Source organism: Pseudomonas sp. AD21 (genome assembly GCF_002878485.1).
In the GTDB taxonomy this organism is placed as follows: domain Bacteria; phylum Pseudomonadota; class Gammaproteobacteria; order Pseudomonadales; family Pseudomonadaceae; genus Aquipseudomonas.
In genome coordinates this window covers 40,473-53,540 of record NZ_NQYG01000020.1, presented here as the reverse complement: position 1 = coordinate 53,540, position 13,068 = coordinate 40,473, and the positions used below count along the sequence as shown (strand labels likewise).

Below are 13,068 nucleotides of genomic sequence, written 5' to 3'. Positions count from 1 at the left end.
CAGGGAGCGCTTTATGTTCAACCCAGCTAACGAAACCCACTTCAGCCTCAAGGTCGAAGACTACGTGGGCGACCTGCAAGTGCTGTCGTTCACCGGCACCGAAGGCATCAGCCAGCCGTTTCGCTTCGACCTCGAACTGGTCAGCGAAAACCCCGATCTGGACCTGGAAAAACTCCTGCACAAGCAGGCGTTTCTCGCGTTCGATCCACAGGGCTCGGGCATCCACGGCCAGATCTACCGCGTCGCCCAGGGCGATGCCGGCAAGCGCCTGACCCGCTACAAAGTCTCGCTGGTTCCGCAACTGCAATACCTGCATCACCGCACCAACCAGCGCATCTACCAGCAGATGTCGGCGCCGAAAATCATCGCGCTGATCCTCGACGAACACGGGATCAAGGGCAACGCCTACAGCTTCCAGCTCAGTCAGCCGTGCCCGGATCGCGATTACTGCGTGCAGTACGACGAAACCGACCTGCACTTCGTCCAGCGCCTGTGCGAAGAGGAAGGCATTCACTACCACTTCCAGCACAGCGACAAAGGCCACCTGCTGGTGTTCGGCGACGACCAGACCGTGTTCCAGAAACTCGGCCAGCCAACCGCTTATGTGCAGGGCAGTGGCATGGTCGCCGAAGAACCGGTGATCAAAGGCTTCAAGCTGCGCCTGGAAACCCGCACCAGCCGCACCACGCGCCGTGACTACGACTTCGAAAAACCGCGCCTGCAAATGGAAGCGGCGTACAAGCCCGATGGCGCTCTCGATAGCAAAGACGCCGAACCGGATCTCGAAGACTACGACTACCCGGGCCGCTTCATCGACCGCGCGCGCGGCAAGTTCCTCAGCCAGCGCGCCCTCGAACGCCACCGCGCCGACTACCGCCAGGCCGAAGGTCGTGGCGACCAGACCAAACTGGTCAGCGGCCACTTCATGGAAATGTCCGACCACCCGCGCAGCGAGTGGAACGACCTGTGGCTGCTCACCGAAATCTTCCACGAAGGCAAACAGCCGCAAGTCCTCGAAGAAGGCGTGACCAGCGACACCACCGACAACAAGGACGACTTTCACCAAGGCTACCGCAACACCTTCCTCGCCACCCCGTGGGACGTGTTCTACCGCCCAGCCCTCGAACACCCGAAACCGCGCGTACTCGGCAGCCAGACCGCCATGGTCACCGGCCCCAAAGGCGAAGAAATCCACTGCGACCAATACGGCCGCATCAAAGTGCAATTCCACTGGGACCGCGAAGGCCTCGCCGACGACAAAACCAGCTGCTGGCTGCGCGTCTCCAGCTCCTGGGCCGGCGACCGCTACGGCGCCATCAGCATTCCGCGCATCGGCATGGAAGTCCTCGTCACCTTCCTCGAAGGCGACCCCGACCAGCCCCTCGTCACCGGCTGCCTGTACCACAAGGAAAACCCGGTGCCGTACGCCCTGCCGGCAAACAAAACCCGCAGCGTCTTCAAAACCCTCAGTTCCCCGGGTGGTGGCGGTTACAACGAACTGCGCATTGAAGACAAAAAAGGCGCGGAGCAAATCTACATCCACGCCCAGCGTGATTGGGATGAAAACGTTGAGCACGACCAGAAGATTCGGGTCGGCAACGAACGTCACGACACCGTGGTGAAGAACACCTACACCGAGCTGAAGGCCGAAGAACACCGCACCACCATCAGCGACCGCAAGGTTGAAGCGAAGCTGGATGATCACCTCACGGTTGGGCAGAACCAGCATGTGAAGCTGGGCACGGCGCAACTGACCAGCGTGGGCAAAGAGATTCACCTCAAGGCTGGGGACAAGATTGTTATTGAGGCGGGGACGGAGCTGACGATTCTTGGGGGTGGGAGCTTTATCAAGCTCGATGGCGGTGGTGTGACGGTGGTTGGGCCGGTGGTGAAGATTAATGCGGGTGGCTCAGCTGGCTCCGGCACCGGGATCGGGATTAAACCGCCGGTGTTGCCGGGGGCTGCGGATAAGGATAAGGCGGGGAGTTTGATGGATCAGGCGTTGGGGAATGCGGTGCCACCTCCTCCGCCAGCATCCGAGAAAAAGAGCTTCCGTATTCAGATGAAGCGTCCCTATGACAAAAAGGGAATTGCTGGACAACCCTATACGCTGGAAGTGGATGGAGTGACCTATAAAGGCACAACTTCCAGTGAAGGGTTTGTTGATCAGCCAGTTCCGCCTGATGCGAAAAAGGGCAAGCTTACTTTCTATCCATTTGGCGCAGAATCTCAGCCATGGATATGGGAATTGGACTTGAAAGCTCAGTCGGAGGCCTCGGACGTGAAAGGGCTTCAGTCCCGCCTTAAAAATCTTGGGTTCTATGATGGAAAGATAGACGGTGAGAATGGCCCGAAAACTAAGTATGCCACCCGTTGCTTCCATCGTTCCTGTGAATTATCAGACAAAGATTATCTTTCTTCCAGCGATATTAAACGCCTTGAAGAACAGCATATTGCATAAGGAAATAGGTAATGATTTACGGGAATTTTGATCTCCGTAGGAAGGATCACGATGGTAAACCAGCACAAAATACACCTCCACGTTGGGGCGGGGTCGAGAACCCACCGGTTACCGTTACTAATGCTGAAACAGCTGGGGTGACATCCGGAAGCAGTGCTGCTTTAGCTGTGCCAGAGCACGTGAGAAAGCTTCAAGAGGATCTAATTAGCTTAGGGTTCTCTGTTCTCGGAAAAGCTACTGGAGAGTTTGGACCTAGAACTGAGTGGGCTGTTCGGGAGTTTCAAATATATGCTTCAATGGTGCAGGTTGCATGTGTGAGAAATGAAAAAAGAGGTCAGTTGCTATTGGATCAGGCTGGCTCTCCTGTGCGAATAAATAACTTGGATGTTTACTATGACGGCTCCGCAGGAGTAGTTGCTAAAGCTGGAAAGGCCCCGGCCGTTAGCGGATCAACCATTGGTCCCGTGAGTTATTATGTTGATAGTCTTCAGTCAGTAGCGAATGCTGCTAGGTATACTGGTCCGATAAGTGGTGTGGTAAATGAAAAAACCAGAACTGCAATAGAACATTGGCTAAATAGTGACTATAGATGCCCTGTTGTTTTTGAAGCGTGGAGGATGGCTGGGGGATCCAGGACTGATTTGGCTGAAAAAGGTTGCAATGTTTGGGCTCATGATAGTTTTACTGAAGGCGGCCCGAGAGTTGCGTTTAGAGATTTCAGTAGTTACTTCACTTTTCCAGATGGTCGAGCTCAGACAGAATATCATGCAGTTGGTTACTATCAGAGCGGAAACTTTGGTGGACCTAATGCGGGTAAAGTGCATAGTTGGTCATCTCAGACTGAAATGACAGTTGAGAAAATAACCGGCGCACCTGCTAATCCGGCGCAACTCAATAGCCCATCCCTTTCAACATATCGAACGATAAGGGTGGTTGCGGAAGCAGAATGTTTTGGTCGGTTTGACGTACTAAACGCTTGGGATAATGCTCTTATTTCTGGCGGCCCTTGCCATTGGACTATGGGGCTGTTTGCACCAGCCCCCATAAATCTTTATGGGAAAGGTGAGCTTCCTGGGTTTATGGCATACCTGAAAAATCGTGAGCCTGAAGTTTTTGAAAAAGTTTTTGGTAACTTCGGTTTGTACCCGACGAAAGAGTGGGGTGCCCCGGGTTTTTATGACGAAGATCTAATGACCTATGCAGCTTGGGTCAAGCTTGCGAATGATAGCTACGCTGTTTCCCAAACAACTCACTCCGAGAGTGAATTTACAGAATTGGCCGCCTCGGAAGATGAAGCTAATTACTTAAAAACGTGGCATTGGTTTTATCGTCTTAGTATGGCTGCGCGCACTATTCCTAAATATAGATCAACGATGTGGTCTATGGCTAAGCTTAGATTAAGGGAGATATTGACTGATCCGATCAGCTTCAATGTTGGATCTGTGGTCGTAAATAGTACTGTAGGAGCTATTTACACCTCCGAAAAAGCAGTGGCTATACTTTTGCGTTGGCATGTTTGGCGGCCTTCACATGTTGTTAGTGGGGGGCAGTACAATAGGCTTCGCAATGTTCTTCAAAACACAATTAATACATCGGGAGGAGTTAACTGGCAACTCCCAATTGCTAGTTGGGGGGAAGCGCATGAAGCTGCACTAGCAACAAAGTTATTTAACGCGTTGCAAGCTTTGAATGATACCATCGCTGTCGCCATCGTTTATGGAACCAGTGAGGTTCAAGGGGCGGTCAGAACCGGTCGTAACACATTTGTTATGGAGAATTGATATGAGGTGTCTTTTTATATTCGCATTTCTTGCGACTGCAGCCAACGCTGCTCCTGTAGATGTGTGTTCTCCGGCAGGGGGTGCTAAGTATTTTTTGTCCCCGTGGACGGAGGGTGTGCGTGATTTTGATTTGCTTTCTCGGGTTGATGGTGAAAAATTTTCAATTGAGGAAGGGAAAATTGTCATTAGTGAAGATATTAATGGCGATGGAGTAAAGGATTTCATTTATCTTTCAACTTCCAGTGGTGGGTCGAGTGGTGATTTTATTTATGAGTTTCTAATTCAGTGTCGCGGATTTTTAAGAAATGTTGGTGGTGAGTATTTTGCTGGTGTGAAAGTTCTTGATACTCACCCGGAAAATAGTTTGTTTAGAGATATTGAGATCTATTCTTATAATAGAGACAAGCAAGATCAGATTATGCATAGAGATGGTAAGGCGCTAACAACGTCTCATGTTTGGCGTTTTAATTCGGAAACTAAGCTCTATGAAGGTGAGTCAAGATAGCTAATAGAGGAGAGCGATTTATTTATGTCAATGGTCAATCAATAAAGCCGTCCTGTTTTGTATTGTGCGACCGCAGCTAGGACGTGTACGTGCGCTTGAAACTATTTGCCGGGTTATTACTAGGCGTGTTGTGGACGGTCTCCGCCCAAGCTGAGCTAACCGCCTTCAGCCCAACCCGAGGCACTGAAGCGGCGCTCATATCGGAGGGGCTTTCGCTCGCGTTTTCGGTAACACGCGACGAGCACAGATAGTCCCAAACCATCAACTTCGAAGCAGAAAGCGACCTGCGCATGCAGATCGATGATTTCAATTTCGACGGGATGAAGGACTTCGCAGTTTGGCAGTTTGATGACGGGATGGGTACGCACAACATCCACAGGATTATTGTTTACCAGCCCAGAACCGGCAGCTTCCAATAAATTAAATGGGCACAGACCATTTTTCAGTAATTTTCAAAGAACGTGGTCTGTCCCCGGTTTCCCACAGTCGGCAGCCCTTTATATGTCGAGCTTCAGATTACAGACTTTGTAGACCGATTGAGAGATGTTTTGCTGAAAGTGCCAAATACGTATAGTTTTTCAATTGGTAAGGTTTTTCGTTCTGCGCTGGGACAGGCAACGGCTTTGGATGAAAATGTGAATAGACCAGGTAAGGTTGCAGCCAATGTTAAAAAGCTTTGGATGAATTCTTTTTGCAGAATCCGAACGTCAGCAAAGACATAGCTACTTGGGGAAGTAATCACTCAGTATATGAACGGAAGATTTTGGATATCTACGGGCCGGGTCGCCCTGAAATGACGGATCCGGGACCAAGATTTACTAAATTAAAGGCTGCGCTCAATGTTTAATGTATTTTTTTTATTTGTTCTTTCCAGTTTTGCGTCATTGCAGATGGCTCAAGCAGAACCAAAGGCCATGGAAGTTAAAGGAGTAAAAGGCACTTCCTTAAGTGCTCAAAGCTTCGATAAAAAATACGGTGGATGGCGTGACGTAGAATATAGGTCCGCCGCAGTATCGTTCAAAATTTATGCCGTTCCAATTGGGATGGAGCCTTCGGAGGATGGGGTCGTAGCGAACCCTGATGCAGATTCTATTTCTCCTGATAATAGATATTTGATCATTCAACGGACTAATGCTGGGGAGGTGGTGGATGACGAGGGAACTACCATTATTTCTTCACAGGCATATTGTGATGTGATTTCGATGGAGACGGGCTGTATTAAGAACATAGGATCGGCGCAACAGTGTGAAGGGACATGGCAGGATGATAAGTGGAAGACTTCGAGGGGAGAGTTTTTTGATTTTTCCAAAGGAAGTAAGTCTCCAAGGCTTTTAATCTCTGATGCTTCGCGGGATACTGAAAGTCAATCGCGTGCTAGTTCTCTGAGGGATCATATTTTCATGGGCGTCCCCTCGTATATGGCATGTTATCCCCCGGAAAATAATATATCTGAATATAACGACATGGGGTTTTATTTTGCTCAGGGAGGTGAGCATCTTTTGGCAATGCAAATCTATAAACGTTTATTACTTGTAGCACCGGATAGGGTGCCGTTAAAGCTCAACGTTGCTGACTCCTTGTGGGCGCTTGGTAAGGGTGACGAGGCAAAAAAGTACTATGCTGAATACCTTGGTGCGATGAAGAAGAAAAGTATGGAAAGTAAAATTCCTAGCAGAGTTAAGGAAAGATTGAATTAGTGAAGTTGCGAAAGTAGGCAAGGAAATCGATAATTTAATCAAAGGGGGCCGATCTATTTTTTGCGCTCGACCGCTTTGAATTTGGTTGAGAACTTAAATAGATCTGGCCCGTTTTTCGGTTCTGACTCTATCTTCTGTCGCAGGCCCGTTCAGAATTGAACGGGTCACTGACTTTTTTATGGACGCCAAGGAATGCAGATTTTCAGATTCAGTCTCATTATTTTACTTTCAATACTGTCGCCTGTGGTCATGGCTGAGGGCACGATGATTGCCACCATCCTTCAGGCCGACTTTTCCAAGGATCCGGAAGTCCGGTTGCTTGTCAGAGTCGTTGATGTGGGTGGCGGTTCGGATACCCCTTCCATGGCGGTTCGTAATCAATGCCTGGAGAGGAAGGCGTCCGCAGAACGTCCTGGGCCGGATCCGTGCTTTTCGATAGAGATCACTGAGAGCAAAAAGCAACGGGCCATTGTTCGGCAAACGCTATTGAATGATCCTCAGCGCACAACCGACCCTATCTATTTGGAAATTGTTTATCGCTCGGAGGTCAGCGAGAGTGATCCGACGAATCACCATCAGCGATCCGCCACACTGAAGATCGAAGAAAACGGCCTCTACAATTGGAACAATGAAAGCGAACAGGCATTGGCGGACGTTGAGTGGTTTCCCTCGGGAAATGGTGTTCTTGATCTGATGGTTCCTGACGCGGATGCATTGTTGAACTCTGTATATCGGGATCGTATGAGTCGGCTGGACGAAAGCGGTCAGAAAGCACTGAGGGAAACTCAAAGAGCCTGGATGAAATTTCGAGATGCGGAGTGCCAGGCCGACCCGAAATCGCATAAATCTGTTTTCGGTGAGTGGTCCGATGCCTGCCTAATTCGCGCGACGATAGAGCGTGCTCGCCAATTGGCTTTGGCACCGGACAAGAGCAGACGTTGAAACGGACAAGCCAGAGCATTCGCGCGAAAGCGACGACTTGGATGAGCATGCATAAACTTTTCTTTCTCTTTTTTGCGCTATTTCCTTTAGGCGCTCAAAGTGCAGTCACCACCGAATCACTTTGCTTCGAACTATCCCAATCGAGCCCGGTAAAGTTCGAACTCCGTACCTACTATGACGAAGCCAGCAAATGGTCCGGTGGTTTTGTGAAGTACGCCAAATCCAGCGAGCCTATTTCCATTGTGTTGACGGATTCTCAGAATGAAATCCTCGATCCGGACGCGCCTTGGCAGCACACCAGAACTTGGTCCGAAGTCATCAACGGCGAGGTCACGGGCACTTATGAGTTGATGACACAAGGCTCGCAGATCGTCTCGATGTCTTACACAAAGCAGTCCAACGGCAAGGTGTACAGCTTCGGAATCAATACCAGCATCGACTCCTCTCCGGAGTCCGGATGCAAGTGGGAATAGGGCGAGTACATGCATTTCAAAACTTTAGCGTTATCACTGCTGGGTCTGCTGTGGACGATCCCGTCGCTAGCCGAAACCGCTACGTTCAGCCCAACCCAAGGCGTTGAAACAACGCTGGTTCTCAAAGGCTCCACGCTGAACGTCGCGGTTAAAGGCGAAACGCATAACGAGTCGCGGACGGTCGATTTTGAAGCCGTAAACGAACTCCACATGCAGTTCGACGATTTCAATTTCGACGGCGCCCAGGATTTCGCGATCTGGCAGCTTGATGACGGCATGGGTACTTACGACTACTACCGGGTGTTCATTTACCAAGTCAAAACCGGCACGTTCGAAGAGTTGCAGCCGGACTGCGGCGATGGTTTCGTTAATTTGCGTGTCGACAAAAAGCGTAAAGCGTTGCTCAGCACCTACTGGGAAATGAACATACCCAAGCAATGCGTCACCCGGTTCTCCAAACGCAAAGCCTGAATGACTCAAGGAAGAACACAGTGAAACGGTTTGTTGTGGCGAGCTTAGAACGAAGGATATGTCTCGGGCGTTAGCCTGTTATCAAATGGCGGCTGACAAAGGTAATCAGTTGGGCCTCTTCAAGTGGGGCGATTGGGATCGTCAGGCACCGCGCCGATCAAGGCTAGTCGCTGCATCTGAGTTTTGGGGGCATGTTTGATGCGCTTTCGCACGCGTTGAGCCTGAATCCCTCACGCTAAAACGTTTAATGCTTGAGCATCTGACGACTGCGATTTTCCTTTAAACTCCCCACCCCCCAAGGAATGCGCTCAGGACACGGAATGCCAGCCCCCTCGATCTCCCTTCGCCCCGCGTTAGTACTCTGGCTATACGCCGCCTCAATCGTGCACATTCTCGCCGGCCTCACCCTGACTTGGGCCGGTCACTCCGGTTTACTCGACGGCTATTTGCACACCCTCGAACTCGCATTCTGGGGCGCCGATGCGGTACCTGCGGCCGGCCACGAACAACAGGTCTGGTGGCTCGCGCTGTTCGGCGCGACGCTGCAAAGTTATGCGCTGTATATGCTCGCGCTGGTGCACATCGGCAATCGCTCGAAAGCCCCGATGGCGTGGGGATGGTTGATCGCCGGCATCCTGTTATGGGCGCCGCAGGACATGTGGCTCTCGGCGCAACAGCAGGTCTGGTCGCACCTGTGGCTCGATGGTTTTGCGTTGCTGGTGTTGTTGCCGCCGCTGGTTTGGCTATATCACCATGACCGCCGAAAATCCACTTCAGTAAAGACTCCGAGCTCATCCAGTCCGTTTGCTGGCAGCGCTTTCAAACGCGTGCTGATCACCGGCGGCACCGGGTTTATCGGTGAAGCCTTGGTCAATCAATTACTCGACGCCGGCCATTCGATCAGCGTCCTGACGCGCGATCCGTTGAACGCGGCCATTCTGTTCAACGGCCGCGTCCGCTGTGTGCATTCGCTCAGCGAACTCAGCCACGACGAAGCCTTCGACGTAGTGATCAATCTCGCCGGCGCGCCCGTCGCCGGTCCACGCTGGAGTCCCAAGCGTCGGGCGCAACTGCTCGCCAGCCGAGTCGGCACCACCGAAGCGTTGATGACTTGGTTGAAGAACACCGAGCACAAACCAGCACTGTGGATTCAAGCCTCGGCCATCGGTTTCTACGGCGTGCGTGATGCCAGCGAAAGCCTCGACGAACACGCCAGCAAGGGCGACGGCTTCATGGCCGAACTCTGCGCGCGTTGGGAGGCCGCCGCGCAACCGGCCACGGAATTTTGCGTGCGTCAGGTGGTGCTGCGTCTCGGCGTGGTGTTCGGCCCGGGTGGTGCGCTGACACCGTTGCTAATGCCGTTCCGCCTGGGCTTCGGCGGGCGCATCGGCGATGGTCGGCAGATCATGAGCTGGGTGCATCGCGATGATGTGATTCAGGTGATCGCTCGATCCTTCCACGATGAAAATTTGCGCGGCACCTACAACATGGTCGCGCCCGAAACCGTCAGTCAGGCAGCGTTCGCCGAGAACGTCGGCAAAGTCCTCAAGCGCCCGGTGTGGTTCCACATTCCAGCAGCGCCAGTGCGTGCGTTGGCCGGGGAGATGGCGCAGCTGTTCTTCGACGGTCAGCGCGTGGTGCCGCAGCGTTTGACCGAGGCCGGCTACACATTCCGTTATCCAACCCTCGACGCTGCTCTGCGCGATCTGACCTGAGGATCGCTCATGAGCAAGCCCTTGATGTACCTGTTGGCCGGCAACGGCAGCGCCGCCGATTGGTGGGATGACGCGCTGCCGCACTTCAAACGTTACGAAGTGGTGCCGCTGGAGTTGCCGGGTTTCGGCGCCAATCCGCAGCCGCCCTGTGAGGATCTGGCGGACTACGCGCAGACCTTGCTGGCGATGACACAGCAGGGCAGCGCGATCACGGCGGTCGGGGTCAATGCGTTGCTGGTGTTGCATGCGTTGCAACGTCGGCCGGGGCACTTTTCCCGCAGCGTTTTGTTGGCGCCAGTCGGTGCGTTTCTGTGGCAGCGGCGGTTGCCTGCACTGATGTCGCCGCTGCCGATCCGCAAGACCATTCACTGGCTGCTGTCGAACCAGCCCACACTGTTCGCGCGCAAGTTCTCCAACCAGACCTGGACGCCCGCGCAGTACCAGCGCATGGGCGCCGGCTATGCGCGCTGTCGTGCGTTCGTGCCGCACTGGGATCTGATTCGCGCCGACACCGCGCTGCCACTGCTGGAGTGGATCACCGATCCGGTCGAGCTGGTCTGGGGTGATCAGGATGCGGTGCTCGGTATCGAGCAAGCGGCGGCGTGGTCGGCGATTCTCGCTCGCGCTGATCTGACTATCAGCCTCAAACCCGGTTGGGGCCATTACCCATGGATCGACTCGCCCGCGCAGTTTGCGCAATGGCTGGAGTCGGGCGAGCGCGGGTTTGTTGCGCACACCAAGGGCGGGCGTTTGCGCCTGGCTGAACTGGCGCGGCAAGCGGTGCCGGCGGCGCTGACGCTCAACGATTGCAGCGATCCGCGTCTGCCGGCTTTTCTCGCCGCCCAACCTGATGTGACCTGGGCGGTGCGCTCCTCCAGTTATGGCGAGGATCAGGCCGATTCGGCGAATGCCGGTTTGAGCACCACCTATCTGCGCGAGCCGCCCGCCAATGTGCCGAAACGTATCGCCGAACTGACGGCCGAAGGCGTCGAGGAAGTGGTGGTGCAACGCTTCATCACGCCGGTAGTTTCCGGGATCGCCTTCGTGCGACATCTGTCTGTAGAACTGGAATGGGTTGAAGGCCATCTCGAATCGTTGGCCGACGGTCACGTCAGCCCCTCACGAGCAACGCTTTCGCGACTCGGCGATGCGTGGCGCAGCGGCACGTTCACGCCGTCCCACGGCTTGACCGAAGACCTGCTGTGGCGCTTTCTGCAAGACGTGTTGCGCGTGTTCCACTACGTACCCGGCGACGTCGAGTGGGCTTGGGACGGCTCGCAACTCTGGCTTCTGCAATACCGGCCGATCAGCGACTACGGCTGGCGCCGGCACCTGACCGCCGCCAACATCGCCGAGATCCTGCCGCCGCAACCGAGCGTGCTGGTGGAGTACGCCCAGCGCCGCGCGGCAACGAGTATTCCGGCGATCATGGCGCGTTGGGATGCGCGGGTGTTGCAGGACAACGAGCCGTTCACTGCTGTGTTCGGCGGCGCGTCCTACATCAACAATGACCTGTTTCTTGCCCGGTTGGCCGACTGGGGCATCAGCGCCGATAACTACGCCGGTGAAGTTGGTGGTGCGACGCCGCATCTGCCGTGGCAACCGCTGAAGATGCTGCGTTCGTTGCCGCTGTTTTTGCGTATGCAACGCAAGGCTCGCGGCCATTTGCTGAACCTTGAAAACGGTTTGCAGCGCTTCGATCGGGAGCTGGCCGAACTGGTCGCCCAAAGTGCCAATGGCCAGCAATTAGCAGACTGGTTCACCCGGTTCTACGTGTTCGTGGTGCAAGGCAATTTGTGCATTGCCACTGCACTGGCCAGCAGCGGTGGTGATTGGCTGGGCCGCCCGCCGACCGCGTACGACAATCTGGAAAACAGTCCTCATCGATTGCCGTGGGAAACCGATCCGGCAACCCCTCGGCCCGCGTCGAGCGATCTGCCGCTACAGCAATTCCCGCAATGGCCAGGTTTGATCCGCCTCGCCCATTCGACCGGCATGCCGGGCCTGCGCGGTTACTACCTGCAAGTACGCGAGTGGTATCGCGACAACCTGATGCGCATCTTCTTCCGTCTGTACCACGCCATGCCCATGGCGGATCGCGAACATTGGTTCGCGCCGCATCCGGACGTACGCACTCGCGACGGCAGCTTCTGGCAGGACGGTCGCGAAGGTGCGGAGCAGGCCACCGGTTTCATGATTTATCCGGGGCAAGTGCAAGGCATTCTCGGCGTGGACATCTTGCTCGAAGACACCCTCGATCCCGGGCGGCATGCGCACTATCAGACCGCCCGGGCGGTGATTGCGCGGATGGGTGGGCGGTTGTCGCATGGTTCGACGTTGTTGCGGGAACTGCGCAAGCCCTCGGCAGTGATGCCGCAGGTGGATCTGGCGTGGATCGGGTGCGAAGTGTTGTATCGGGATGGTGAATTGGAATTGATGAATTCGAAGGATGTGAAGTGAAACGACTGCTGGTGTTATTCATGAGCTGGTTGCCGATAGCCGTTATGGCGGCAGGTGTCTGCAATCAGGAAACTGACTCTAAATATTTCTTATCTCAATGGCCGGAGAGCAGCGGAGATCAGGAAGACATACTTTCCAGTCTCGATGGAAAAGAATTCTCTATCGAGCCAGGCCACGTAGTCTTCCGTGGCGACCTAAACGGCGATGGTATCGAAGACTTCATCTTCAATTCCCGCGTAGGCATTGGTTCTTCGATGGACAGCACATTCGCCTTCCTGATCCAGTGCCGTGGTTACTTGAAGTATTCGGGTGGCGATTACTTCGCCGGGGTCAAAGTTCTGGACGGTCCGCCTAAAGGTGGCGGTGAATTCAAGGACATCGAGATCTACTCCTACATTAGGGACAAGCGAGGGCGGATTCGCTACAAGGGCGAAGAGGGCATGACGCGGCCACATCTGTGGCAATTCAACCCGCAGACACAGCGTTATGAAGGTCAGTCCGAGTAAGCCAACGGTTTCCCACTGCTGTTATGGAGTTAGTACTTGAAAGGATTTTCGATTGTT

At 53.9% G+C, this 13,068-nt stretch carries 10 protein-coding genes; all 10 read left to right on the top strand.

What is annotated here, in order from left to right:
* Nucleotides 1-13: 13 nt before the first annotated feature.
* The gene (gene tssI, locus PseAD21_RS14655; protein ID WP_102356300.1) at nt 14-2,461 is read left to right on the top strand and encodes a type VI secretion system tip protein TssI/VgrG; all 2,448 of its coding nucleotides are present in this window, start codon (nt 14-16) and stop codon (nt 2,459-2,461) included.
* A gap of 11 nt (nt 2,462-2,472) precedes the next feature.
* On the top strand, nt 2,473-4,242 hold the full coding sequence (locus tag PseAD21_RS14650; RefSeq protein ID WP_102356299.1) for a peptidoglycan-binding protein: 1,770 nt from the start codon (nt 2,473-2,475) through the stop codon (nt 4,240-4,242).
* 1 nt (nt 4,243) lies between these two features.
* On the top strand, nt 4,244-4,747 hold the full coding sequence (locus tag PseAD21_RS14645; protein WP_256588155.1) for a hypothetical protein: 504 nt from the start codon (nt 4,244-4,246) through the stop codon (nt 4,745-4,747).
* An 839-nt stretch (nt 4,748-5,586) separates the two neighbouring features.
* Nucleotides 5,587-6,444 (top strand): type IV pilus biogenesis/stability protein PilW, encoded by an 858-nt coding sequence (locus PseAD21_RS14640; RefSeq protein ID WP_102356297.1) that lies wholly within the window; start codon nt 5,587-5,589, stop codon nt 6,442-6,444.
* A 192-nt stretch (nt 6,445-6,636) separates the two neighbouring features.
* Complete coding sequence (locus tag PseAD21_RS14635) at nt 6,637-7,386, top strand: lysozyme inhibitor LprI family protein (RefSeq protein WP_256588154.1); 750 nt, start codon at nt 6,637-6,639, stop codon at nt 7,384-7,386.
* Complete coding sequence (locus PseAD21_RS14630) at nt 7,383-7,859, top strand: hypothetical protein (RefSeq protein ID WP_246881617.1); 477 nt, start codon at nt 7,383-7,385, stop codon at nt 7,857-7,859. Before PseAD21_RS14635 ends, PseAD21_RS14630 begins: the two co-directional genes overlap by 4 nt.
* Before the next feature lie 9 nt (nt 7,860-7,868).
* Complete coding sequence (locus tag PseAD21_RS14625; protein WP_102356296.1) at nt 7,869-8,330, top strand: hypothetical protein; 462 nt, start codon at nt 7,869-7,871, stop codon at nt 8,328-8,330.
* Nucleotides 8,331-8,650: 320 nt separating this feature from the next.
* A complete protein-coding gene (locus tag PseAD21_RS14620; RefSeq protein ID WP_102356295.1) occupies nt 8,651-10,045 on the top strand; it encodes a TIGR01777 family oxidoreductase in 1,395 nt (464 codons plus the stop codon).
* Between the two features lie 9 nt (nt 10,046-10,054).
* Nucleotides 10,055-12,505, top strand: coding sequence for an alpha/beta fold hydrolase (locus PseAD21_RS14615; protein ID WP_102356294.1), 2,451 nt, complete (start codon nt 10,055-10,057; stop codon nt 12,503-12,505).
* On the top strand, nt 12,502-13,011 hold the full coding sequence (locus PseAD21_RS14610) for a hypothetical protein (protein WP_003229535.1): 510 nt from the start codon (nt 12,502-12,504) through the stop codon (nt 13,009-13,011). The genes PseAD21_RS14615 and PseAD21_RS14610 overlap by 4 nt, the downstream gene beginning before the upstream one ends.
* Nucleotides 13,012-13,068: the final 57 nt, after the last annotated feature.